This is a genomic window from Bradyrhizobium ferriligni (assembly GCF_056837965.1).
On sequence record NZ_JBXEJO010000072.1, the window covers coordinates 26,913 to 51,523 of the forward strand.

General features: G+C 65.2%; 20 protein-coding genes. 11 read left to right on the forward strand and 9 right to left on the reverse strand.

Annotated elements, in window-relative coordinates; genetic code table 11:
• Positions 1–6 precede the first annotated feature (6 nt).
• The 5 genes from otnI to AC1VNY_RS33350 all read left to right on the forward strand — a co-directional run bounded on the left by otnI (position 7) and on the right by AC1VNY_RS33350 (position 8,687).
• Positions 7–789, forward strand: a complete 783-nt coding sequence (otnI, locus tag AC1VNY_RS33330) for a 2-oxo-tetronate isomerase (RefSeq protein ID WP_482408355.1) — start codon at positions 7–9, stop codon at positions 787–789.
• A complete protein-coding gene (otnK, locus tag AC1VNY_RS33335; protein WP_482408356.1) occupies positions 786–2,075 on the forward strand; it encodes a 3-oxo-tetronate kinase in 1,290 nt (429 codons plus the stop codon). Before otnI ends, otnK begins: the two co-directional genes overlap by 4 nt.
• A gap of 170 nt (positions 2,076–2,245) precedes the next feature.
• Complete coding sequence (locus tag AC1VNY_RS33340) at positions 2,246–3,937, forward strand: methyl-accepting chemotaxis protein (protein WP_482408357.1); 1,692 nt, start codon at positions 2,246–2,248, stop codon at positions 3,935–3,937.
• Positions 3,938–4,318: 381 nt separating this feature from the next.
• Positions 4,319–7,498 (forward strand): efflux RND transporter permease subunit, encoded by a 3,180-nt coding sequence (locus AC1VNY_RS33345; RefSeq protein WP_482408358.1) that lies wholly within the window; start codon positions 4,319–4,321, stop codon positions 7,496–7,498.
• Complete coding sequence (locus AC1VNY_RS33350) at positions 7,485–8,687, forward strand: efflux RND transporter periplasmic adaptor subunit (protein WP_482408359.1); 1,203 nt, start codon at positions 7,485–7,487, stop codon at positions 8,685–8,687. Before AC1VNY_RS33345 ends, AC1VNY_RS33350 begins: the two co-directional genes overlap by 14 nt.
• A gap of 180 nt (positions 8,688–8,867) precedes the next feature.
• Here the strand turns inward: AC1VNY_RS33350 and AC1VNY_RS33355 are convergent, their stop codons facing one another.
• Together AC1VNY_RS33355 and AC1VNY_RS33360 are read right to left on the reverse strand one after the other, a co-directional pair.
• Positions 8,868–10,382 (reverse strand): acetyl-CoA acetyltransferase, encoded by a 1,515-nt coding sequence (locus AC1VNY_RS33355; protein ID WP_482408360.1) that lies wholly within the window; start codon positions 10,380–10,382, stop codon positions 8,868–8,870.
• A 193-nt stretch (positions 10,383–10,575) separates the two neighbouring features.
• On the reverse strand, positions 10,576–11,709 hold the full coding sequence (locus tag AC1VNY_RS33360) for a nitronate monooxygenase (protein WP_482408361.1): 1,134 nt from the start codon (positions 11,707–11,709) through the stop codon (positions 10,576–10,578).
• Positions 11,710–11,987: 278 nt separating this feature from the next.
• On the opposite strand from AC1VNY_RS33360, the gene yghU reads away from it, so the two are divergent.
• Positions 11,988–12,863, forward strand: coding sequence for a glutathione-dependent disulfide-bond oxidoreductase (yghU, locus tag AC1VNY_RS33365; protein WP_411781436.1), 876 nt, complete (start codon positions 11,988–11,990; stop codon positions 12,861–12,863).
• Positions 12,864–12,932: 69 nt separating this feature from the next.
• On the opposite strand, the gene AC1VNY_RS33370 is transcribed toward yghU, so the two are convergent.
• From AC1VNY_RS33370 to AC1VNY_RS33390, 5 genes are all read right to left on the reverse strand, one after another.
• On the reverse strand, positions 12,933–13,208 hold the full coding sequence (locus tag AC1VNY_RS33370; RefSeq protein WP_482408362.1) for a GNAT family N-acetyltransferase: 276 nt from the start codon (positions 13,206–13,208) through the stop codon (positions 12,933–12,935).
• A gap of 13 nt (positions 13,209–13,221) precedes the next feature.
• Positions 13,222–13,839, reverse strand: coding sequence for a flavin reductase family protein (locus AC1VNY_RS33375; protein ID WP_482408363.1), 618 nt, complete (start codon positions 13,837–13,839; stop codon positions 13,222–13,224).
• Between the two features lie 288 nt (positions 13,840–14,127).
• Positions 14,128–15,402, reverse strand: a complete 1,275-nt coding sequence (locus AC1VNY_RS33380; protein ID WP_038388005.1) for an acyl-CoA dehydrogenase family protein — start codon at positions 15,400–15,402, stop codon at positions 14,128–14,130.
• 160 nt (positions 15,403–15,562) lie between these two features.
• The gene (locus tag AC1VNY_RS33385) at positions 15,563–15,940 is read right to left on the reverse strand and encodes a VOC family protein (RefSeq protein WP_035630932.1); all 378 of its coding nucleotides are present in this window, start codon (positions 15,938–15,940) and stop codon (positions 15,563–15,565) included.
• A 449-nt stretch (positions 15,941–16,389) separates the two neighbouring features.
• The gene (locus AC1VNY_RS33390) at positions 16,390–17,172 is read right to left on the reverse strand and encodes an SDR family NAD(P)-dependent oxidoreductase (protein ID WP_212054331.1); all 783 of its coding nucleotides are present in this window, start codon (positions 17,170–17,172) and stop codon (positions 16,390–16,392) included.
• A gap of 146 nt (positions 17,173–17,318) precedes the next feature.
• Here AC1VNY_RS33390 and AC1VNY_RS33395 point away from each other — a divergent pair, with 146 nt between their 5' ends.
• From AC1VNY_RS33395 to AC1VNY_RS33405, 3 genes are read left to right on the forward strand one after another with little or no spacing between them, the layout of a single operon-like run.
• Positions 17,319–18,110: an enoyl-CoA hydratase/isomerase gene (locus tag AC1VNY_RS33395; RefSeq protein ID WP_482408364.1), complete on the forward strand. Its 792-nt coding sequence runs from the start codon at positions 17,319–17,321 to the stop codon at positions 18,108–18,110.
• Positions 18,107–19,090, forward strand: coding sequence for a phosphotransferase family protein (locus tag AC1VNY_RS33400; RefSeq protein ID WP_482408365.1), 984 nt, complete (start codon positions 18,107–18,109; stop codon positions 19,088–19,090). The genes AC1VNY_RS33395 and AC1VNY_RS33400 overlap by 4 nt, the downstream gene beginning before the upstream one ends.
• 60 nt (positions 19,091–19,150) lie before the next feature.
• Positions 19,151–19,522, forward strand: coding sequence for a DUF6285 domain-containing protein (locus AC1VNY_RS33405; RefSeq protein WP_482408366.1), 372 nt, complete (start codon positions 19,151–19,153; stop codon positions 19,520–19,522).
• Between the two features lie 273 nt (positions 19,523–19,795).
• Here the strand turns inward: AC1VNY_RS33405 and AC1VNY_RS33410 are convergent, their stop codons facing one another.
• Complete coding sequence (locus tag AC1VNY_RS33410; protein ID WP_482408367.1) at positions 19,796–20,575, reverse strand: enoyl-CoA hydratase-related protein; 780 nt, start codon at positions 20,573–20,575, stop codon at positions 19,796–19,798.
• A gap of 220 nt (positions 20,576–20,795) precedes the next feature.
• Here AC1VNY_RS33410 and AC1VNY_RS33415 point away from each other — a divergent pair, with 220 nt between their 5' ends.
• Together AC1VNY_RS33415 and AC1VNY_RS33420 are read left to right on the forward strand one after the other, a co-directional pair.
• Positions 20,796–22,070, forward strand: a complete 1,275-nt coding sequence (locus AC1VNY_RS33415) for an acyl-CoA dehydrogenase family protein (protein ID WP_076827204.1) — start codon at positions 20,796–20,798, stop codon at positions 22,068–22,070.
• Between the two features lie 20 nt (positions 22,071–22,090).
• Positions 22,091–22,564, forward strand: a complete 474-nt coding sequence (locus AC1VNY_RS33420; protein WP_482408368.1) for a GFA family protein — start codon at positions 22,091–22,093, stop codon at positions 22,562–22,564.
• A gap of 157 nt (positions 22,565–22,721) precedes the next feature.
• Here AC1VNY_RS33420 and AC1VNY_RS33425 read toward each other — a convergent pair whose 3' ends face one another.
• A complete protein-coding gene (locus tag AC1VNY_RS33425) occupies positions 22,722–24,302 on the reverse strand; it encodes a fatty acid--CoA ligase (RefSeq protein ID WP_482408369.1) in 1,581 nt (526 codons plus the stop codon).
• Positions 24,303–24,611 lie beyond the last annotated feature (309 nt).

The following is a 24,611-nucleotide window of genomic DNA, read 5'->3' on the forward strand; positions in this document are numbered from 1 at the left end:
TCTGCAATGCCCCGTTTTGCCGCCAACCTCACCATGATGTTCAACGAGGTCCCGTTTCTCGACCGCTTCGAGGCGGCGGCGAAAGCGGGCTTCACCGCGGTCGAGTTCCTGTTTCCTTACGACCATCCGGCCGAGGAGGTCGGCAAGCGGCTGAAAGGCAATGGGCTGACGCAGGCGCTGTTCAACTTGCCGCCGGGCGACTGGAGCGCCGGCGAGAAGGGGTTTGCCGCGCTACCGGACCGCTTCGCCGACCTCCAGCAAAGCCTGAAGACCGCGCTGCCCTATGTGCAGGCGACCGGCGTCAAGCGGGTGCATCTGATGGCGGGAATAGCCGACCGCAGCGATGCCAGGGCGGTCGCCGCGTTTCGCAAATCGGTCGCCCATGCCGCGGAGTTCTTCGCGCCGCACGGCCTCGACCTCGTGATCGAGCCGATCAATCCGCGCAACGTGCCCGGCTATTTCCTCAACGACTTCATCTTCGCGCGCGATCTGATCAGCGAGCTTGGTATCGCGAACCTGAAGCTGCAATTCGATATCTACCACTGCCAGATCATCCATGGCGACGTCACCATGCGGCTGCGCGAAATGATCCCGATCATCGGCCACATCCAGATTGCGTCGATCCCCTCGCGCAACGAGCCTGATGGCGAGGAGCTGAACTATCCGTTCCTGTTCGGCGAGCTCGACCGGCTCGGCTATGGCGGCTTCGTCGGCTGCGAATACAATCCGCGCGGCAAGACCACCGACGGTCTCGCCTGGTTCAAGCCCTATGCCGGAGTGAAGCCGTGACGCGAGCCGGAAAGCTGTCTCTCGGTTGCATCGCCGACGACTATACCGGCGCCTCCGATCTCGCCAATACGCTGACCCGCGCCGGCCTGCGCACGGTGCAGACCATCGGCGTGCCCGCGGACGATCTCGCGTTGCCTGAGGTCGACGCCGTCGTGGTGTCGCTGAAGAGCCGCTCGATCGAGGCCGGCCTCGCCGTGACGCGTTCGCGCGCAGCGGAGGCCTGGCTGCGCGGCCGCGGCGCCAAACATATCCTGTTCAAGATCTGCTCGACCTTCGATTCAACCGATGCCGGCAATATCGGCCCCGTGATGGACGCGCTGCGCGCCGATTCCAGGGATGCCATCGTGCTGGTGACGCCGGCATTCCCGGAGACCGGCCGCACCGTCTACCAGGGCAATCTGTTCGTCGGCTCGGTGCCGCTGAACGAGAGCCCGCTGAAGGACCATCCGCTCAACCCGATGCATGATTCCAATCTGGTTCGCGTGCTGGCGCGGCAAAGCACGACCAAGGTCGGCCTCGTCGATCTGGCGACGCTGAGCCGTGGCGCGGACGCCGTCCGGGCAAAGCTCGCCGAGCTCACGCAAAGCGGCATCGGCGCCGCCATCGTCGATGCGGTGTTCGACCGCGACCTCGAGACCATCGGGCAGGTCGCGCTGGATCACCGTCTTTCGGTCGGCGCTTCCGGGATCGGGCTTGGCCTGGCGCGGGCGCTGGTCGCCGCGAGCAAGGCCAAACCGGACACCGCGGATGCAATGCTGGCGACGCCGGTCGGCGGCGCGGCGGCGTGCCTTGCCGGCAGTTGCTCGCAGGCGACCTTGCGCCAGATCGCCAACGCCGAGAAGGTGATGCCGGTCCTGCACCTCGATCCCGAGCGGGTGGTCGCCGGCAAGGAAGAGGCGCAGCGCGCGCTCGCCTGGGCCAGAGACCGGCTCGGGGCGGGGCCGATCCTGATTGCGAGCAGCTCGACCCCGGATGAGGTGGCAGCTGTGCAATCCCGTCATGGTCGCGATGCGGCCGGGCATGCCATCGAGCAAGCGATGGCCGACATCGCGGATGGTCTGGTGCAGTCGGGCGTGCACAGGCTGGTGGTCGCCGGTGGTGAAACTTCGGGCGCCGTGGTCGATCGCCTGCGCATCCCGGGATTCCTGGTCGGTGCGGAAATCGCCGCCGGCGTGCCGGTTCTGCGAGCGGTCGGCGCCGGGCGAGGCGAGATGGTGCTTGCCCTGAAATCAGGCAATTTCGGCGGGCCGGAGTTTTTCTCGGATGCGCTGGCATTGATGCCGTGATGCGGCTGGCGCGCATCATGCCACGGCGTCGAACAGCGTCTCAGTAGTTCAACGGGGGACCAAATTAACCTTACTTAAGGAGGGGGGCTGGCTTTGATGTCTGCGGCGTCCCGCCGCGCCCCCAGCCATTCGATCGGGCTTCGCGAGCCCGATATCCAAGAGACCCCACGATGTTCGCCAAATTCTCGATCCGCGCCAAGATTATTGCCGTGGTTGCGTTCCTGCTTGTCGCGATGACCGGCATGGGCCTGCTCGCGGTCGTGAATTTACGGTCGATCAATGCCAACACCGTCGACATCACGACAAGCTGGCTGCCGAGCGTGCGTGCGCTCGGCGACCTGCGCGCCGGCGTCATCACCTATCGCAACGTGATCCGCGAACACATGCTGTCCGAGACGCTGGAGGACAAGCTCGCGCAGGAAAAGACCCTTGCGACCGTGGTCGAAGCCAATACCAAGGTCCGCGCGATCTATGAGCCGCTGATCGCGTCCCCCGACGAGCGCGCGCTCTACAATCAATGGGTCGATGCCTGGACCCGCTACAAGAAGGGCACCGAGGAGGTGATGGCGCTGTCGCGCAGGGATGTCGGCAAGACCCAGCACGAAGCGCATGAGCTGAACGCCAAGACCGTGAACAAGATCGGCCTCGAGGCCGACGAGATCCTGCGCAAGGACATCGAGCTCAACAATGCCGGCGCCGACAAGGCGGCGCAGGAGGCGGCAAACAGCTACGCGTCTGCCGTCATGCTGCTTGCGATGATCCTTGGCGCCGCCATCATCGTCGGCGTCGCCGTCAGCTTCCTGATGATCCGCGACGTCTCGGCCGGCATCGCCTCGATCGTGAGCCCGATGCAGGCGCTGGGCCGCGGCGACCTGACCGCAAACGTGCCGCATCAGGGCGAGAAGACCGAGATCGGCGCGATGGCCGATACGCTGCAGGTGTTCAAGGAAGCCCTGGTCGCCAAGAAGGCGGCCGATGAAGCCGCGGCTGCCGACGCCGAAGCCAAGATCGAGCGCGGCCGCCGGGTCGATACCATCACCCGCAATTTCGAACAGATGATCGGCGAGATCGTGCAGACCGTGTCGTCGGCCTCGACCCAGCTCGAAGCCTCCGCCGGCACGCTGTCGTCGACCGCCCGGCGTTCGCAGGAGCTGACCACGTCGGTTGCCGCGGCGTCCGAGGAGGCCTCGACCAATGTCCAGTCGGTGGCGTCGGCGACCGAGGAGCTGTCGTCGTCGGTGACCGAGATCAGCCGCCAGGTCCAGGAGTCGGCACGGATGGCCGGCGATGCCGTCGGCCAGGCGCGCACCACCAACGATCGCGTGAGCGAGCTGTCGAAGGCCGCCGCGCGGATCGGCGACGTCGTCGAACTGATCAACACCATCGCCGGCCAGACCAATCTGCTGGCGCTGAACGCCACCATCGAGGCGGCGCGCGCCGGCGAGGCCGGCCGCGGCTTCGCCGTGGTGGCGTCCGAGGTGAAGGCGCTGGCCGAGCAGACCGCCAAGGCGACCGGCGAGATCGGCCAGCAGATCTCCGGCATCCAGACCGCGACCCAGGAGTCGGTCGGCGCGATCAAGGAAATCTCCTCGACCATCGAACGGCTGTCGGAGATCTCGTCTACCATTGCCGCCGCGGTCGAAGAGCAGGGCGCGGCGACGCAGGAAATCTCCCGCAACGTGCAGCAGGCGGCGCAGGGTACCCAGCAGGTCTCGGCCAACATCACCGACGTCCAGCATGGCGCCAACGAAACCGGCTCGGCGTCGAGCCAGGTGCTGTCGGCGGCCCAATCGCTCTCGGGCGACAGCAGCCGCCTCAAGGTCGAGGTCAGCAAGTTCCTCGACGCCGTCCGCGCCGCCTGATCCGGCGGCGCCGCTCGGGCGGCCGCCATCCTTCGCGTAACCGATGCCGACGTGGTGGGCTGACCCGGCCCACCACGTTTTACATTTTCGCAGAGCAGCGATGCGTTAACCTCGCGTCGGCCGAAATAGCGTCCTCAGCCGGCTGGCATTCGCAGCAGAGCCGTCTCTTTTTGACGACGATCCGCGCGCGATCGGCGGCACAGCGCCCGGCATGGCCGATCGGAGCGCGCAGCCTCACGCACTATGCCGAGGAAGTGAAAGCCGCCGCGGCTCCGCGGGTTGGCGTTTTGCCCGCCATCGGGTAAATCGGCCGCTGCGGAACGACTTTTGCAATGTCGATTCCTCTGCCTGGGCGGGCTTCATTTCGGGAATGCTTGTTTTATGATCGCACTGGTCCGTATCGCGCTGAGCCGGCCATATACTTTCGTCGTGCTCGCGATCCTGCTGCTGATTATCGGACCGCTGGCGGCGTTGCGCACGCCGACCGACATCTTCCCGGACATCCGTATCCCCGTGATCGGTGTGGTCTGGCAGTACACCGGCCTGCCGCCGGACCAGATGTCCGGCCGCATCACCACGCCGTTCCAGCGCGCGCTGACCACTACCGTCAACGACATCGAGCACATCGTCGCCAATTCCTACAACGGCGTCGGCATCATCAAGATCTTCTTCCAGCCCAACGTCGACATCCGCACCGCCAATGCGCAGGTCACCGCGATCTCGCAGACCCTGCTCAAGCAGATGCCGCCGGGCGCGACGCCGCCGCTGATCCTGAACTACAGCGCCTCGACGGTTCCGATCATCCAGGTCGCGCTGTCGGGCGAGGGCCTGACCGAGCAGAACCTCGCCGATATCGGCATCAACCAGCTGCGCACGCCGCTGGTCACGGTGCCCGGTGCTGCGATCCCGTATCCGTTCGGCGGCAAACAGCGCCAGGTCCAGATCGACCTCAATTCGACTGCGCTGCAGGCGCGCGGCCTGTCGGGCCAGGACGTTGCCAACGCGCTCGCCGCACAGAACCTGATCACCCCGGTCGGCACGCAGAAGATCGGCAATTTCGAATACACCATCAACCTCAACAACTCGCCGCTGCGGCTCGAGGAGCTCGGCGACCTGCCGATCAAGCAGGTCAACGGCGCGATGGTCTATGTGCGTGACGTCGCCTCGGTGCGCGACGGCAACCCGCCACAAACCAACATCGTCCATGTCGACGGCAACCGCTCGGTCTTGATGATGGTGCTGAAGGCCGGCGCCACCTCGACGCTCGATATCATCTCCGGCATCAAGCAGAAGGTGATCGAGGTCAAGGACCAGATGCCGGATGCGCTCAAGATCGGCTTCATCGGCGACCAGTCGGTGTTCGTCCGCGGTGCGATCACCGGCGTCGCCTTCGAGGGCGTGATCGCCGCGCTGCTCACCAGCATCATGATCCTCTTGTTCCTCGGCAGCTGGCGCTCGACCGTCATCATCGCGGTGTCGATCCCGCTGTCGGTGCTCGGGGCCATCATCATGCTGTCCCTGATCGGCGAGACGCTGAACATCATGACGCTCGGCGGCCTCGCGCTCGCGGTCGGCATCCTGGTCGACGACGCCACGGTGACGATCGAGAACATCAATTATCACCTCGAGCAGGGCAAACCGGTCGAGCAGTCGATCCTCGACGGCGCCAACCAGATCGTGGCGCCGGCCTTCGTCTCGCTGCTCTGCATCTGCATCGTGTTCGTGCCGATGTTCTTCCTCACCGGCGTGGCCCGCTTCCTGTTCGTGCCGATGGCCGAAGCGGTGATGTTCGCGATGATCTGGTCCTTCATCCTGTCGCGCACGCTGGTGCCGACCATGGCGAACTATTTGCTGCAGGCGCATGTGCATCATGAGGGCGCGCCGCCGAAGTCGCGCAATCCCCTGGTCTGGTTCCAGCGCGGCTTCGAGGCGCGGTTCGAGCGCATCCGCAGCGGCTATCGCGGCCTGCTCGCGATGGCGCTCGGCCACCGCACGGTGTTCGTGACCGGCTTCCTCGCGGTGGTCGCGGCGTCGTTCCTCTTGGTGCCGTTCCTCGGGCGCAACTTCTTCCCGTCGGTCGACGCCGGCAACATCCTGATGCATGTCCGCACCCAGGTCGGCACCCGCGTCGAGGAGACCGCCAACCAGCTCGCCGACATCCAGAAGGCGATCCGCAAGCTGGTGCCCGGCGAGATCGAGACCATGACCGACAACATCGGCATGCCGATCTCCGGCATCAACATGACCTACAACAACACCGGCGTGATCGGTCCGCAGGACGGCGACATCCAGATCCGCCTGAAGGAAGGCCACAAGCCGACCGAGGAGCATGTCCGCACGCTGCGCGAGCAATTGCCGCGGCTGTTCCCGGGCACCAGCTTCGCGTTCCTGCCGGCCGACATCGTCAGCCAGATCCTGAACTTCGGCGCGCCGGCGCCGATCGATTTGCAGATCCGCGGCGCCAATCTCGATGCCAACTTCGCCTATGCCAACAAGCTGCTGGCCGGGATCAAGCGCATCCCCGGCATCGCCGATGCGCGGATCCAGCAGTCACCGAACAACCCGACCTTCAACATCGATGTCGACCGCACCCGCGCGCAATATGTCGGCCTGACCGAGCGCGACGTCACCAACTCGCTGGTGGTCAACCTCGCCGGCTCCTCGCAGGTGGCGCCGACGTATTATCTCAATCCCGATAACGGCGTGTCGTATTCGATCGTGATGCAGACGCCGCAATACCAGATCGACTCGCTGAGCGCGCTGCAGACCCTGCCGATCACCGCGACCGGCAACACCCAGGCGCCGATCCTCGGCGGCATCGCCGACATCAAGCGCGCGACCTCGAGCGCGGTGGTGTCGCAGTATGACATCCAGTCGCTGGTGCAGATCTACGCCACGACGCAAGGCCGCGATCTCGGCAGCGTCGCGACCGACGTGCGCAAGCTGATCGCCGACACCGCCAAGGAGGTGCCGAAGGGCTCGTCCGTGGTACTGCTCGGCCAGGTGCAGACCATGAACTCGGCCTTCACCGGCCTCTTGTTCGGCCTGCTCGGCGCGGTCGTGCTGATCTACTTCCTGATCGTCGTGAACTTCCAGTCCTGGTCGGACCCGTTCGTGATCATCACGGCGCTGCCCGCAGCGCTCGCCGGCATAGTCTGGATGCTGTTCACGACGGAGACCACGCTGTCGGTTCCGGCGCTCACCGGCGCCATCATGTGCATGGGTGTCGCGACCGCCAACAGCGTGCTCGTGATCAGCTTCGCCCGCGAGCGCTATGAGGAACTCGGAGATCCCGTCGTGGCGGCCCTGGAGGCCGGCTTCGTCCGGTTCCGCCCGGTGCTGATGACCGCACTTGCCATGATCATCGGCATGGCGCCGATGGCGCTGGGGCTGGGCGAGGGCGGCGAGCAGAACGCGCCCCTGGGCCGGGCCGTGATCGGCGGCCTGATCTTCGCCACCTTCGCGACCCTGATGTTTGTTCCCGTGGTATTCAGTATGGTACACAAGAAGCAAGGCGCCAAAGCCGCCGCCTCATCGGAGATTCCGCATGCCGCCCACTGAACAGCGCCCCCCGGTCTCACGCCGGAAGCTGGGCATCTTCGGCGTGGTGGCCCTGGTCGGCGCAGGCCTGATCGTCGGCACCGGGATCCGCGCCCGTGAGGAACAGGACACACGGCTGAAGGAATGGACCGATGACCAGGCCATTCCGACCGTCGCGGTGGCGCTGCCCAATGCCAAGGCGCTGAGCCCCACGATCGACCTGCCGGGCCGGCTCGAGGCCTATTCCCGCGCGCCGATCTATGCCCGGGTGTCCGGCTATCTGAAGAACTGGGACGCCGACATCGGCGCCCGCGTCAAGGCCGGCCAGGTGATCGCCGAGATCGAGGCGCCCGACCTCGACCAGCAATTGCTGCAGGCGCGCGCCGATCTCGCCAGCGCCCAGGCCTCGGCCAAGCTCTCCGAGGCCACGCTGAACCGGCGCAAGACGCTGGTGGCCTCGAACTTCGTCTCCGCCCAGGAGATCGACGAGCGCACCGCCGACCTTTCCAACAAGAACGGTGCGGTCAAGGCCGGCCAGGCCAATGTCGAGCGGCTGGAAGCGCTCGCCGGTTACAAGAAGATCACGGCGCCGTTCGACGGCGTGGTGACCTCGCGCGACACCGACGTCGGCGCGCTGATCAACGCCGGCGGTAACTCGGGCCCGGCGATGTTCACGATCTCGGACATCACCAAGCTGCGCGTCTATGTCAACGTGCCGCAGAATTACGTCCCGGCGATCAAGATCGGTGCCAAGGCCACGCTGGCGCTGCCGGATTACCCGAACCGCACCTTCCAGGCGACGGTGGAAGCCTCCTCGCAGGCGGTCGATGTCGCCTCCGGCACGACGCGAATGCAGCTCGGGCTCGACAATTCCTCCGGCGAATTGATGCCGGGCAGCTATGCCAGCGTGAAGCTGAACCTGCAGCGAGAATCCACGCCGCTCAGCATTCCCGCCAGCGCGCTGATCTTCAACAGCAGCGGCCTGCGGGTCGCAACCGTCGGTCCTGACGACAAGGTGCTGTTCAAGACCGTGAAGATCAGCCGCGACCTCGGCAAGGAGATCGAGATCGCCACCGGTCTCGCGCCCGACGACCGCATCATCACCGCCCCGCCGGACGGACTCGCCGACGGCGACCATGTCCGCGTCACCGGTGCCGGCGCCAAGGGCAAGCCGACCACGGCGTCCGAGAAACAGGACGTGAAAGGGTAGGGGAGGACGGGTAAGTTCGTTCCTGCCTCTCACCTCAAGCCGCTTGCTCTGCCGTCATCCTGAGGTGCGCGCCCTTGCGCCTCAGGATGGGATCACGACGGGTGTTCGCAGCCCATCCTTCGAGGCTCGCTCCGCTCGCACCTCAGGATGACGGCGGATTTTGCGGCGTGGCAGGAATTGTTACCCCACCCGCCATTCCAGCATGCCATCGTCGGCGGTGACGATGTTGCCGGTGGTACCGACCGGCGTGCGGTCCATGTCCTGCAGATAGGCCAGCGTTGCCGTGTCGCTCGCCGGGATGCGGCCTAGCGTGCGGCGGCCGTCCTCGGTGCGCAGCATGGTGACGCCATGCTCGACCTCGCCATTGGCGCGATAGATCACGGTGAAGGCCTCGACCTTGCCTTTTCCCGCAGCCTCCGCGGTGAAGTCGGGCACGTTGCGCCTGTTGCGGTCGGCGTCCGCCTGCACGGACGTGTCCTGCTTGAGCGCGACGTTCGGCGCCGCGCGCGACAGCACGAGGCCATGATGCTTGGTGACGAAGCCGCCCTGACCGTAGAGCAGGCCGAGCGTGCCACTGCTTCTCAATTTGCGCACCATCGCGCAGGCCGAATGCGTCATGTAGGTATTGAGCGGTGCGCCGAAGAACGTGAGGCCGCCGGTCACGGTCGGCTGCACGTCGGGCCCAAGGCCGAGCGTCCGGCGCGCCATCTTCGGCACGCAGGGGAAGCAGCTGTAGAGCTCAATCGCGTCGAACTTTTTCCCATCGCCGCCGACGAGATCCATCACCGCCTTCAGCACCGCGGTCTGCGCGTGGCTTTCGACGAACTGATCGCGGATCAGATAGTCGCGCGGCTCTTCCGCCGAGGCGCCGCCGAGCGGATAGATCAGCTTTTCCTCCGGTACGCCGGCCGCGCGCGCTTTCGCGAGGCTGGTCAGGATCAGCGCGCCGCCCATGTTCACCGTCGGGTTCGCCACCATCAGTTTTGTATACGGCCAGGCGATCATCCGGTTGTCGGGCGTCGCCGTGGTGATCTCGTCGCCGGTAAACTTCTTCTTCAGCCACGAGTTCGGATTGTCGGCGGCAACGCGCGCATAGGTCGACCACAGGTCGCCCGATTCCCTCAGCGCCTCGCGCGGCGTCTGGCCCCAATGCGCCGATGTTGCAGATTCATAGAGCGGATAGACCGTGATCGGCCGGAACACGCCGAGCGCAACGGCCATCGGTTTCTGGAATGCGGCGCCGCGCTTCGGCTCCTCAACGTCGTGCGCGAACGGCGTCCACGGCAGCTCGACGCCGGCACGCTGCGCCTTGGTCGCCGTCGACTGCGCCTCCGCGCCGCAGACCGCGGCAACGCTGCATTCGCCGCGCGCGATGCGCTGCGCCGCCTCATGCAAATAGCGGATCGGGCTCTCGCCGCCGACCGGGCCGTAATAGAGATGCGAAGGCTGAATGCCGAGCCGCTGCGCCAGCTGCTTCTCGGGATCGCGGTAACGCCAGCTCAGGAAGTTGACGACGTCGAGCGACTGCAGGTCAGAGAGCAGCCTGGCGCCGCTGTCCGCCTCGGCTCGCTTCAGCGCTTCTTCCAGCAAGGTGAGCGGCTCGAGGCCGGCGGCGATGTCCTTTGGACGATCGACGATCTCGCCGACGCCGACGATGACGGGAATGCGGTCTTCGGGGATGTGAGATGTGGTCATTTCTTCTTACTTTAGTTGTTAGTTCTTCGTCGCGCCGTCGCCCTTCGAGGCCTTCGCTGCGCTACGGCACCTCCAGCGACAACGGCTTCGCCGTTGCGCGGGGGTGACGGCTGCAGGCAAACCGTCATCCTGAGGTGCGAGCCTTGCGGTGCACTTGCACCGCTGGGCGAGCCTCGAAGGATGGCCACGTACTCTACTCTGCCACCAGCGTGTTCATGTGCTCGACGGCCTCGACAAATTCTTCCTTGAACTCCTGCACCACGGCGCCGGCGGATTTCACGCTGTCGACCAGGCCGACACCCTGGCCGACGAAATAGCTGACGAGATCGCGCGCCTTCTCATTGCCGGCCGCAGCAGCGCGGTCGATCGCGTTGAAGGCGTCGCGGCTGATGATGCTTTGCAGCGGCATCGGCAGCGCGCCGGGGCTTTCCGGCGAGCGGTCCCAGGCGTCGGTCCACACCGAGCGGAGCTGCCGCGCCGGCTTGCCGGTGCGGCCCTTCGAGCGCACCGCGTCGCGCGACGAGGCCGCGATCATCTTTTCGCGGAAGATCTCCGAGGTCTCCGACTCCACCGTGGCCAGCCACACCGAGCCGGTCCACGCGCCGGCCGCGCCCATCGCCATGCAGGCCGCCATCTGGCTGCCGGTCATGATACCGCCGGCGGCGAGCACCGGCACGTCGCGGATCTTTTTGACCGCCTTGATCACCTCGGGCACCAGCACCATGGTCGAGACCTCGCCGCAATGGCCGCCGGCCTCGGTGCCTTGCGCGACCAGGATATCGACGCCGGCCGCGACCTGGCGCAGCGCGTGCTCCTTGGAGCCGACCAATGCTGCCACCGGCACACCATGCTTGCGGCCCATCTCGATCATCGTCTTCGGCGGCACGCCGAGCGCATTCGCGATCAGCCTGATCGGATGCCGGAACGAGACCTCGAGCAGTTGCAGCGCGGTCTCGGCGTCGAACGGCTGCGGCTGGTTGTCGGCGACGTTGCGGCTGGTCAGCTCGATATCGTATTTCTTCAGCAGATTGCGGGTGAAGTCGCGATGCTCCTGCGAGACGCGCGCCTCGAGGCTCTTCCAGGTGACGTTCTTCTCGCCCGCGGTCGAGATGTTCTCAGGGATCAGCACGTCGATGCCGTAGGGCTTTCCGTCGACATTTGCGTCGATCCACTTCAACTCCTGCTCCAGCGTCTCCGGCGAATGCGCCGTCGCGCCGAGCACGCCGAAACCGCCGGCGCGGCTGACCGCCGCCACCACGTCGCGGCAATGGCTGAAGGCGAGCAGGGGGAAGTCTATCCCCAGCATGTCGCAGATCGTTGATTTCATGGACTGGTTCTCTCCCGGCGGCTGCTTCTTGTGCTTGTTGGCGTCAGCCCCTGCAACGCTAGCGCATCACGGTCAGCGAAGCCAAGCGGGTTTCGGCCACGGCGATCTTGCGTGCAGGCGCTGCTCCGGCTGCATCCCTCGCGGTGCATTCCGCTGGATAGAAAATGCGGTCGCGCGGGGTGGGCAAAGTGCAGCCCGCGCACCATCTAGTGCGGACATGGGATGGGCTCGGCGGCCGCCGCGCCACCAGGCAAGAACATGAATCGGGAGCCAACGACGTGAATGACATTTCTGCCTATGAGCCGCCGAAAGTCTGGACCTGGAACAAGGAAAGCGGCGGGCGCTTCGCCAGCATCAACCGGCCGATCGCGGGTCCCACCCACGACAAGGAACTGCCGGTCGGCCGCCATCCGCTGCAACTCTACTCGCTGGCGACGCCGAACGGCGTGAAGGTCACCGTGATGCTGGAAGAGCTGCTGGCGGCGGGTCACAAGGGCGCGGAATACGACGCCTGGCTGATCAAGATCGACGGCAACCAGTTCGGCAGCGGCTTCGTCGCGGTCAACCCGAATTCGAAGATCCCGGCGCTGATGGACCGCAGCGGGAAGGAGCCGATCAGGGTGTTCGAGTCGGGCTCGATCCTGGTTTACCTCGCGGAAAAATTCGGCGCGTTCCTGCCGACCGACGTCAAGACCCGCGCCGAAACCTTCTCCTGGCTGTTCTGGCAGATGGGCGCCGCGCCCTATCTCGGCGGCGGCTTCGGGCATTTCTATGCCTATGCGCCGACCAAGATCGAATACGCGATCGACCGCTTTGCAATGGAGGTGAAGCGCCAGCTCGACGTGCTCGACCGCAGGCTCGCCGACAACGAGTATCTCGCGGGCGATGTCTACACCATCGCCGACATGGCGGTGTGGCCCTGGTACGGCAGCCTTGCCAAGGGTCTGCTCTATGGCGGCGGCGAATTCCTCTCGGTGCAGGACTACAAGAACGTGCAGCGCTGGACCGATGCGATCGCGGCACGGCCCGCGGTGAAGCGCGGCCGCATGGTCAACCGCACCTGGGGCGAGCCGTCGAGCCAGCTTCACGAGCGCCATGAGGCCAGCGATTTCGAAACGAAGACGCAGGACAAGGTCGAGCAGGCGGCATCGTAACGAAACGCGTCATGGCCGGGACAAGCCCGGCCATGACGAAATGACACGCTTTGCCAACCCGCCCTGCGATCACCCCAGCAGATCGTCGTACTCCGGATGCTCCTTCATGAAGCCCTGGATGAACTCGCATTTCACGACGAGCTTGATGCCCTGCGCGCGCACCGCATCCAGCGTGGCGCGGGCGAGCTTCGAGCCGATGCCGCGGCCGCCGAGCTCCGGCGGCACCTCGGTATGAACCAGCGTGATCGTATCCGGCGTCTTGCGGTAGACCACGAAGGCGGTGGCGCCATCGACGGCGAGCTCGAACCGGCTCTGCGCTTCATTGTCGCGGAATGTTTCGCTCATTGTCTTGTCCTTGTTATTTCGTCTTTGCGCCCTCGGCCGTGGGAAACACCACGCGGTCGTCGGTGCGGCAGTAGCGGTCGGCGAACATGCGGCCGATCGGGTGGTAGCGCTCCATGTGGACGCGCATCGCGTCACGGTCCCACAATTCGTCGCGGATGTGGAAATGAATGCCTTCGCCCATGATCAGCTGGCGGTCGCCATTGACGTCGATCAGCTTCCAGGTCTTGCACTCCATCGCGAACGGCACATCCGCAAGCCGGGGCACCGCGATCCTGCTCGACGGCGCAAGCTTCAGGCCGAGATAATCGGGCTCGCCGATCTCGGGCGGGAAGTCGCCGGAGGTCTCATGCATCGCGCGCGCCAGCGGCTCGTCCGTCAGGTTGACCACGAATTCGCCCAGCCGCTGGATGTTGACCAGGGTGTCCTTCTCGCGGCCGTCGGGCCTGCGGTTGACCGCGAACATGCAGAGCGGCGGATCCTCGCAGAACACGTTGAAGAACGAGAACGGCGCCGCATTGATCACCCCGTCGACGCCGAGGCTCGTCACCCAGGCGATCGGCCGCGGCAGCACGAAGGAGGTCAGCACCTTGTAGCGTTCGCGCTGGGTGAGGTCGCTTGGGGAATATTGCATGGGTTGTCCGAAGAACGCGGGGCGGTTGGTGAAGCGTAACCTGCCGCCGACGGTTCGAAAAGCAAAAGGCGGGTTACGCTTGCGCGCACCCGCCTTGCAGACTTGCTTCCTTACCTCGCCCCGCTTGCGGGGAGAGGTCATATCGCATCGAAGATGCGATATGGGTGAGGGGGAATCTCCGCGAGTCCTTCTCTCACCGTCTTCGAGGAGGCAACCCCTCACCCCAACCCTCTAAGAGCGAGCTGCGCTCGTCTCGACCCCGCGAAGAGCGGGGAGAGGGAGAGGTCTTTACGACATGCTCAGCTCGTGGCGGCCGACCACCATCCAGTGCACCTCGTCCGGACCGTCGGCGAAGCGCAGATGGCGGACGTCCTGGTACATTTCGCCGAGCGGGGACCACTGCGAGATGCCGGTGGCGCCGTGCATCTGGATCGCCTGGTCGATCACCTTGCAGGCGCGCTCGGGCACCATGGCCTTGACCATCGAGACCCAGACCCGGGCTTCCTTGTTGCCGAGGACATCCATCGCCTTGGCCGCCTTCAGCACCATCAGCCGCATCGCCTCGATTTCGCAGCGCGCCTGGGCGATGATCTGCATGTTGCCGCCGAGATGGGCGATCTTCTTGCCGAACGCCTCGCGGGTCAGGCCGCGCTGCACCATCATGTCGAGCGCCTTCTCGGCCTTGCCGATGGTGCGCATGCAGTGATGGATGCGGCCCGGGCCGAGGCGGACCTGCGAGATCTCGAAGCCGCGGCCTTCGCCGAGCAGCATGTTCTCCTTCGGCACTTTGCAATTGTTGAAGCGCAGATGCATGTGGCCGCGCGGCGCATGGTCGTGGCCGAACACGTGCATGGGCCCCAGGATCTCGACGCCGGGGGTGTCGATCGGCACCAGGATCTGCGACTGCTGCTTGCTCGGCGCGGCGTCGGGATTGGTCTTCACCATCACGATCATGATCTTGCAGCGCGGATCGCCGGCGCCGGAGATGTAATACTTCTCGCCGTTGATCACCCACTCGTCGCCGACGAGCTTTGCGGTGGTCGAGATGTTCTTGGCGTCGGAGGAGGCGACGTTCGGCTCGGTCATCGCATAGGCCGAGCGGATCTCGCCGTTGAGCAGCGGCTTCAGCCACTTCTCCTTCTGCGCCTTGGTGCCGACGCGCTCCAGCACCTCCATGTTGCCGGTGTCCGGCGCCGAGCAGTTCATGGTCTCGGAGGCCAGCGGGCTCTTGCCGAGCTCGGCGGCGATGTAGGCGTAGTCGAGGTTGTTGAGGCCTTCGCCGGTTTCGGCGTCGGGCAGGAAGAAGTTCCAGAGGCCGACTTCCTTGGCCTTGTCCTTGGCCTTCTGCAGGATCGCGAGCTGCTCGTCCGTGAAGCTCCAGCGGTTGGTCTTCTTCTCGCCGGCGCGATAGAACTCGACCGACATCGGGTCGACCGTGTCGCGGATGAACTGCTTCACATGATCGTAGAGCGGGCGGACCTTGTCCGACATCCGCAGGTCATTGAGCTCGTCGCCCGGATTGAGCGTGTAGTTCGTGGTCCGCGGCACATAGGCATGTTTCATTGTCTTTTCTCCCTCGCGAAGGCGCGTTTCGCGGCGGACAATAGACGCGTGCGACGCCAAGCGCGAGCACCGATTTTCCGATCGCCCCTGCCGCATCGCGGAATTTCGCGACGGCGTTTCAAACGTTGTTTGAACGCCGCCGCGGACGACGCGCGGATCGTCAGACCATCCGGTGCATCGCGCAGATCTTGTTGCCGTCGAGATCGCGCAGATAGGCAAGGTAGAGCTTCACGCCAGAACCTTCCCGTACGCCCGGCGGGTCCTCGCAAGGCTTGCCGCCATTGGCGACGCCGGCCGCGTGCCAGGCCTCGACCTGCTCCGGCGAAGAGCAGGCAAAGCCAATCGTGCCGCCATTGGCATGCGTCGCCGGTTCGCCGTTGATCGGCTTGGAAACCATGAAAATGCCGGCCTTGGTGAGGTACATGATGCGGTGACCGTCGACCCGGGCCGGCCGGACATCGAGCGTGCCAAGCAGCGCATCATAGAACGCCTTGGCCTTGTCCAGATCGTTGGTGCCAACCATCACGTGTGAAAACATCTGAAATATCCTCCCTGCTTGTTAAAAGCCGCTTCGTTGCGTCCCTTGCGGCTCAAACGCTAGCAGCAGTTTTGCCACGACGGAAGCGACGCTGCGTCGCGCGTTGTTCTACCCGTCACTCTCCGGCCGTCATTCCGCGCCACGCAACTGCGCATCCCCGCGCGACGCTGCGATCGGCGCCGGGCTTTCCCTGTGCCCTCTGCTTCGGAGGAGGCAAGTAAACGCAAGACTCGGACGCAGCAGCGCCGCGAGGATGCGGATGTATGATTCACAGGCCGCGCCACTTACTCGCTGTCGTCCCGGGCAAGCGCAGCGCGACCCGGGACCCATAACCACCGTTGCACATTGGGTGACGACGCTATGGCCCCAGCCTGCTTCGACAACCGCGTCCTGTGGTTATGGGTCCCTGCTTTCGCAGGGACGACATCAGCGTTGCGGCAAGAGCCGACTCAGAACGCCGTGTACCCGCCGTCGATCACAAAGCAATCCGCCGTATGATAGGACGACGCCTTGCTCATGATGTAGACGGCGATGCCGCCGAAGTCGCTCGGCTCGCCGAAGCGGCGCAGGGGGATGCGCGGCATCACATTGGCGACGAACTTGTCGTTGGCCATGATGCCGGCGGTCATGTCGCTCTTGATCCAGCCGGGCAGGATCGCGTTCGCCGTGACGCCGTGGCGCGCGAGCTCGACGCCGAGCGCGCGGCACAGCGCGTTCAGCGCCGCCTTGGTGCCGGCATAGTGCTCGTTGCGCGCGGTGCCGAACAGCGAGGCGAGGCTCGAGGTCGCGACCAGCCGGCCGAACTTGTCGCCGGCCTCGGCGCGGTCGGTCATGTGGCGTGCCGCAGCCTGGAATACGTGAAACACGCCGTCGAGATTGGTCGCGAACATCTTGCGCCATTCTTCCTCAGTGCGGTCGATGAAGGCTCTTCGTCCGCCGCCGCCGATGCCGGCATTGGCGAAGCAGCCGTCGACGCGGCCGAAGATGTCGAGGGTTGCCTTCATCGCGGTCTTGACCGAGCCGGGATCGCTGACGTCGCAGAATTGCGTCGCGACCTTGCCGGGGCCGGCCTTCATCGAGGCCGCGGCGTTGGCGTTTTTTTCCGCGTTGCGGCCCCAGATCGAGACGTTGCAGCCGGCGGCGTTCAGCGCCTGCGCGATGCCGAGGCCGATGCCGCCATTGCCGCCGGTGATGACAGCGACGCGGCCGGTGAGATCGAAGATGCCACTCATTGGGGTTTCCATTTGGTTTGGTGCGCGCTAATCACGCGTTCACGGATGGGCTTGCCGCCGACCATGGACAAGCCCGGCACAAAAATCAAATATGGGTCGAAGCATCGACCTACCGCGGTACCAACCGCCAAGGTGAAGAGGAAACCATGCAGTTCAAACACGTCACGCTCGACTTCGACGGATCGGTCGCGATCCTCAGGCTCGACCACCAGGAAGTCATGAACGCGGTCTCGATCGACATGCTGGGCGGGCTTGCCGAGGCGCTCGATGCGATCGACGACAAGCGCGATGAGGTGCGCTGCCTGGTGATCACGGGTGCCGGCCGCGCCTTCTGCACCGGCGCCAACCTGCAAGGCCGCAACCAGCAGAAGCCCGGCAAGAGCAATGCCGGCGCGGCGCTGGAGACCGCGTTCCATCCGTTCCTGCGCCGGTTGCGTAAGCTGCACTGTCCGATCGTGACGGCGGTGAACGGGCCGGCCGCCGGCGCCGGCATGAGCTTCGCCCTGATGGGGGACCTCATCCTGTGCGCGCGCTCGTCGTATTTCCTTCAGGCGTTTCGCCGCATCGGCCTGGTGCCGGATTGCGGCTCGACCTGGCTGTTGCCGCGGTTGATCGGCAAGGCGCGCTCGATCGAGCTGTCGCTGCTCGGCGAGCGGCTGCCGGCCGAGAAGGCGCTGGAGTGGGGCCTCGTCAACCGCGTCTATGACGACAGCGCGCTGATGGAAGAAACCATGAAGCTCGCGCACGATCTCGCCAACGGCCCGACGGTCGCGCTGTCGCTGATCCGCAAGCTCTATTGGGACAGCCCGGAAAATACCTTCGAGGATCAGCTCAATCTCGAATTCGAGTCGCAGCGCATTGCCGGCCGCGCCGAGGATTTCAAGGAAGGTGTCACCGCATTCCTCGAGAAGCGGCCGGCGAAGTTCAAGGGCAAATGATCGAGACCGAGCTCACCCGCTGCGTCGCTTCGTTTCATCCCGGCGCGACCGGCGTCACCGGAGCCGCAAAGCTCTCCGGCGGCGCCAGCCAGGAGACCTGGACGTTCGACATCGTGCACCCGAACGGCACTATCGGCGCAATCCTGCGCCGCGCGCCGCCGGGCTACGGTGCCGCGCCGGGCCGCGCCGCAGGCCTCGATGCCGAGGCGACGCTGATGCAGCTCGCGCATGACGCGGGCCTGCCGTCGCCGAAGGTGATGCATGTCTTGAGGCCGGAGGACGGCCTTGGCCGCGGCTTCATCATGGCACGGGTCGAAGGCGAGACCATCGCGCGAAAAATTTTGCGCGACGAGGAATTTGCCGGGGCGCGGCCGATCCTCGCCCGCCAACTCGGCCGCGTCATTGCCGGCATCCACGGCCTGCCGCAGGCCAAACTGCCGAAGCTGCGTAGCTTGACCGCGACCAGGGAGATCGAGGATCTCTCCCGCGAGTATCACAGCTTCGACTGGCCGCGGCCGGTGTTCGAGCTGGCGCTGCGCTGGCTGCGCGATCACGATCCCGGTCCGTCGTCGGAGACGACGCTGGTGCATGGCGATTTCCGCCACGGCAATCTGATCATCGGCCCCGACGGGGTGCGCGCGGTGCTCGACTGGGAGCTCGCGCATACCGGCGATCCGATGGAGGACTTGGGGTGGATCTGCGTCAACTCGTGGCGCTTCGGCGAGATCGACAAGCCGGTCGGCGGTTTCGGCACACGCGAAGATCTGTTCGCAGGCTATGCAGAAGCCGGCCGCAAGGCCGACCCCGACCGCGTGATGTTCTGGGAAGTGATGGGCACGCTGCGCTGGGGCGTGATGTGCTGCGGCATGATGCAGCGCTTCCGAAGTGGCCCGGATCACTCGATGGAGCGCGCGATGATCGGGCGGCGCGCGTCGGAGACCGAGATCGATCTGTTGCGCTTGCTGGCGCCGCGCGCATGATCCCGAAAAGTGGAGACCGGTTTTCGGAATCGATCATGCGCAAGAAAGAGAGCAGGTGACATGCAGGACGAACCGACACCCACCGAACTGATCAAGGCCGTCGCCCATTTCCTGCGCAGCGAGATCGCGCCCGCGATCAAGGGGCACAACGGCTTCAAGCTGCGCGTCGGCATCAACGCGCTCGATCTGGTGACGCGACAGCTCGCGCTCGCCGAGGCCGGCGATGCGACCGAGGCCGCGCGGCTGAAGCAATTGCTGGGTACCGAGGGGACGCTGATGGAGCTGAACCGCGTGCTGTCGGAGAAGATCGCAGGTGGCGAGGTCGATCTGAAAACGCCGGGCCTATCGGAGCATCTGTGGCAGACCACGCTGGACAAGCTCGCCGTCGACCAGCCGAACTACGCCTCGTACAGGAGGGAGCTCGGAAAGTAGGGCGGGGGGATCGAAGCGAAAACCATCGGGACGCGCGGCAAGCGCTGATGAGTTTCGCTGCGCTCCAACAAGCTCGCCGTCGTCCGGGCCTGGTGCGCAATTGCGCACGGGGGCCGGGACCCATAACCCCAGATCTCACTTGTGGTGCGATGCTGGGGCCACGGCCTTTCATCCACAATTCATATAGGTGGTAATGGGTCCCGGCCTTCGCCGGGACGACCAGGGGAGGTAGCGATCCGCTCACCCCCCGCCATTGAGCTGCGGACGAAGTCCTTACCGCCCCAGCCACTTCGGCGGGCGCTTCTCCGAAAACGCCTTCGGTCCCTCGATGTAATCCTGCGAGGCGGCCATCGCCTTCACCGCCGGATACTCGCGCTGCTCGGCCAGCGCCTGCTCGAGCGAGACTTCGAGGCCCTTCTGGATCGCCTGCTTGGAGGCGCGGATCGACATCGGCGAGTTCTTGATGATGGTCTCGGCCCAGCGCTCGGCGGCAGCCAGCGCCTCGCCCTGCGGCACTACCTCGTTGACGAAGCCAAGCTCGAGGCCTTCCTTGGCGCTGACATGGCGCGCGGTCAGGATCATGCCCATGGCGCGCTTCAGCCCGATCTGGCGCGGCAGCCGGTGCAGGCCGCCAGCCAGCGCCGCGAGGCCGACGCGCGGCTCGGGCAGGGCGAAGGTCGCATTCTCGGAAGCGATGATCAGGTCGCAGGCCAATGCGATCTCGAACCCGCCGCCCATCGCGACGCCGTTGACGGCGGCGATGATCGGCTTGTCGCAGTCGAAGCGGGTGGTGAGGCCGGCAAAGCCGCCCTTGTCCCAACCGCGCTTGCCGCCGGCGGCCTGCCATTTCAGGTCGTTGCCGGCGCAGAACGCCTTGTCGCCGGCGCCGGTGACGATCGCCACCCACTGCTCCGGGTCGGCGGAGAAGTCGTCGAACAGCTTGTTGAGCTCGAAATGCGCATCGATATGCAGCGCGTTGTAAACCTCGGGCCGCGACAGCGTCACGATGGTGATGGGACCCTTGCGCGTCACCTTGGAGAATTTCAGATCCATGTTTGCTCCCGTCGATTTTCTGCGGCGAAGAATATTGCTCATATCCTAGCGCCTGCGCGGCGTTCCGTGCCATCCAATTACGCAAGGCGACCGCGCGCGCAAGCCTCGCTCACCTGCTTGACTTGGCGACAGGCTTCTCACCTTAATCGATCCGAACGCGGATGCGCGACAGCGTCTAGACGCAAAATCAGAATCAACAATATTTCCGGGAGAAACCGCCTTGGATTTCAATCTGCCGGCTGACCTGACAGCCTATCTCGCCGAGCTCGATCGCTTCATCGAACGCGAGATCAAGCCGCTGGAAGAGGCTGATGACAACATCCGCTTCTTCGACCATCGCCGTGAATGGGCGCGCACCGATTTCGACAAGGGCGGCCTGCCGCGCCATGAATGGGAGCTGCTGCTGCGCAAGGCCAAGAACCTGGCCGATGCGGCCGGCCATCTGCGCTTCGCGATCCCGAAGCGTTACGGCGGCAAGGACGGCTCCAATCTCTGGATGGCTGTGATCCGCGAACACTTTGCCTCGAAAGGTCTCGGTCTGCACAACGACCTGCAGAACGAGCATTCGATCGTAGGCAATCTGCCGATCGTGACCATGCTCGACCGCTACGGAACCGACGAGCAGAAGGCGATGATCGACGGCTCGATCACCGGCAAGTACCGCATCACGTTTGGTCTGACCGAGCCCGAGCATGGTTCCGACGCCACGCATATGGAAACCAGGGCGGTTCAGGCCACGCGTGACAACGTCAAGGGCTGGATCATCAACGGCGAGAAGATGTGGACCACAGGCATGCATGTCGCGACGCACTGCGCGCTGTTTGCCCGCACCTCGGGCAACGACGGCGACGCGCGCGGCATCAGCTGCTTCCTGGTGCCGGCGAAATCGGCGGGCGTGAAGGTCGAGGAGTATATGTGGACCTTCAACATGCCGACCGACCATCCGCGGGTCAGCTTCACCGACGTGTTCGTGCCGGAGGATGCGCAGTTCGGCGAGGTCGGCCGCGGCCTGTCGCTGGCGCAATGCTTCGTGCACGAGAACCGCATCCGCCAGGCGGCGAGCTCGCTGGGCGCTGCGGTCTACTGCATCAATGAGAGCGTGAAATATGCCCGCGAGCGCAAGCCGTTCGGCAAGGCGCTGGCCGAGAATCAGGCGATCCAGTGGCCGCTGGTCGAGCTCGCGACCCAGGCCGAGATGCTGCGGCTGTTGATCCGCAAGACCGCCTGGGAGATGGATCAATTGACCCAGGCGCAGGTCGAGCACACGCTGTCGGATCGAGTGTCGATGTGCAATTTCTGGGCAAACCGTCTGTGCTGCGAGGCCGCCGACCGCGCGATGCAGGTGCATGGCGGCATGGGCTATTCGCGCCACAAGCCGTTCGAGCACATCTACCGCCACCATCGCCGCTACCGCATCACCGAAGGCAGCGAGGAGATCCAGAAGCGCAAGGTGGCGGGCTTCCTGTTCGGCTACATGGGAGCCGGCAAGCACTAACGCAGAGGAGGCGGTACGACATGGAAGGTGGATGCACGTGCAGAAACGTCCGCTACCGCCTGACCGGCAGGCCGCTGATCGTGCACGCCTGCCACTGCACTTGGTGCCAGCGCGAGACCGGCAGCGTGCATGCGCTCAACGCGATGTACGAGGCCGAACGGGTCGCGCACATCGCGGCCGAGCCCGAGATCGTCGACACGCCGTCGGCGAGCGGCAAGGGGCAGAAGATCGCGCGCTGCCCCATCTGCAAGGTCGCGGTGTGGAGCAACTATCCGGGCGCGGGACCCGCGGTGCGCTTCGTCCGCGTCGGCACGCTGGACGATCCGAGCCAGTGTCCGCCGGACGTCCACATCTTCACGTCGTCGAAGCAGCCCTGGGTGACGTTCCCGCCGGGCGCCAAGGTGTTCGCCGAGTATTACGATCGGAAAGAGGTCTGGCCGGAGGAGGCGCAGGAGCGCTGGCGCATCTTGCGGGAGAAGATGAAGAAGGCGTGATGAGTCTCTCCACCGTCGTCCCTGCGAAAGCAGGGACCCATAACCACAACAAGTGGCCGTTGATGGAGAGGGACGTGGCCCCGGTATCGCACCACCACGAACAGCGGTGGTTATGGGTCCCGGCTCGCGCTTCGCTTGGCCGGGACGACAGAGAGGGCTAGTTCACCTGCCGGTCCTTGCCCGCCCAATACGGTTCACGCAGGCTCCGCCGCAAAATCTTGCCCGACGGGTTGCGCGGCAGCGCCGGGATGAAGTCGACCGATTTCGGCGTCTTGTAGCCGGCGATGCGCTCGCGCGTGAAGTTGATGATGTCGGTCGCGGTCGCGGTTTTTCCCGGCTTCATCACCACCACCGCCTTCACCGCCTCGCCCCATTTGTCGTCGGGGATGCCAATCACGGCCGCTTCCGCCACGTCCGGATGGTCGCACAGGGCGCTCTCGACCTCGGCCGGATAGATGTTCTCGCCGCCGGAGATGATCATGTCCTTGATGCGGTCGTGGATGTAGAGATAGCCGTCCTTGTCGATGTAGCCGGCATCGCCGGTGCGCAGCCAGCCGTCGCCGTCGATCGTGCGCGCGGTGGCCTCGGGCAGATTCCAGTAGCCGGCCATGTTGGAGCCGGAGCGGGTGGCGATCTCGCCGACTTCGCCCGGCGGCAGCGACTTGCCGTCCGCGTCGAGGATCGCAAGCTCGATGCCGGGCAACGCCTTGCCGGCCGAGCGCATGCGGTCGAGCCCTTCGATGTGATCCTCCGGCGGCAGCGCGACGATAGTGCCGGTGGTCTCGGTCATGCCGTACATCTGCACGAAGCCGCATTTGAAGACCTCGATGCACTCCTTCAGCAGCGCCGCCGGAATCGGGGAGGCGCCATAGAGCATGTATTTCAGGCGGGAGAAGTCGACCTGCCGCGCGCGCGGCTGCCGCACCACGAACTGCATCGCGGCCGGCACCATGAACAGCTTTGTGATGCCGGACTGCTCGAAGAAGTCGAGCACCTTGGTCGGGTCGAACTCGCGCGCGATCACGCCGCGGGCGCCGTGATAGAGCCCCATCACGCCCCAGCCGGAGCCGCCGATGTGGAAGATCGGCATCGCGACCAGCGAGACGTCGTCGGTGGTCCACCGGTTCCATTCCGGCTTCTCGGCCTCGTTGCCGCTCTGCACGAGGTTGAGGAAATTGGCGTGCGACAGCATCGCGCCTTTCGGCTTGCCCGTCGTGCCGGAGGTGTAGAGCTGGATCGCGATGTCCTTCGGCTCGATCGCAACGCGCGGGTCGTCGCCGCCCTGTGCATCGCGCCAGGCGAGAAAGTCGGGCCATTCCGGCGCGCCGCCTTCGGTCGTGATAATGGTGCGGACGCTCGGCAGCTTGTCGCGGATGTTGCGCGCCTGCGTGATGAATTCGGGGCCGACGAACAGCACGGGGGCCTTGCAGTCGTCAACGATGAAGGCGACCTCGGGGCCTGCAAGGCGCCAGTTCACCGGCGCCATCACCACGCCGGCCTTCATCGCGCCCATCAACAGCTCGAAATAGAAGTCGCTGTTCTTGCCGAGATAGGCGATCCGCTCGCCCTTCTTGACGCCCATCGCGATCAGCGCGTTGGCGACGCGGTTGGTCTTGATGTCGAACTCAGCGAAACTGGTTTGCCGCCCCTCGAATTCATAGGCCAGCGCAGCGCCGCGGCTTTTGGCGCGGTCGCGCACCATGTCGGCAAGGTTGCTCAGTTTCGGCGCGTCGGACATGTTTCCCCCGTGACGTCTTGTTTTGGTTGCGCGGAGTGTGGCGGCATCGCGCGCGAAAAACAATACGGGGGAAGTGGCTGCGCTGTTTCAACATCGTCGTCCCGGCGCAGGCCGGGACCCATTGCCACGAATGGGAGTGTGGCGCGCCGCTGTGGCCGCAGCGCGCATGCGACGCACTGCGGTGGTTGATGGGGTGGACGGCCCCCTACGGCATCAGTGTGCCAGAATGAGGTTGTTGCAAATCTCAGACAAGGGAGCCGTCCGTGAGAGAGATTATCCGCATCGGTATGGATACGTCGAAGCATATTT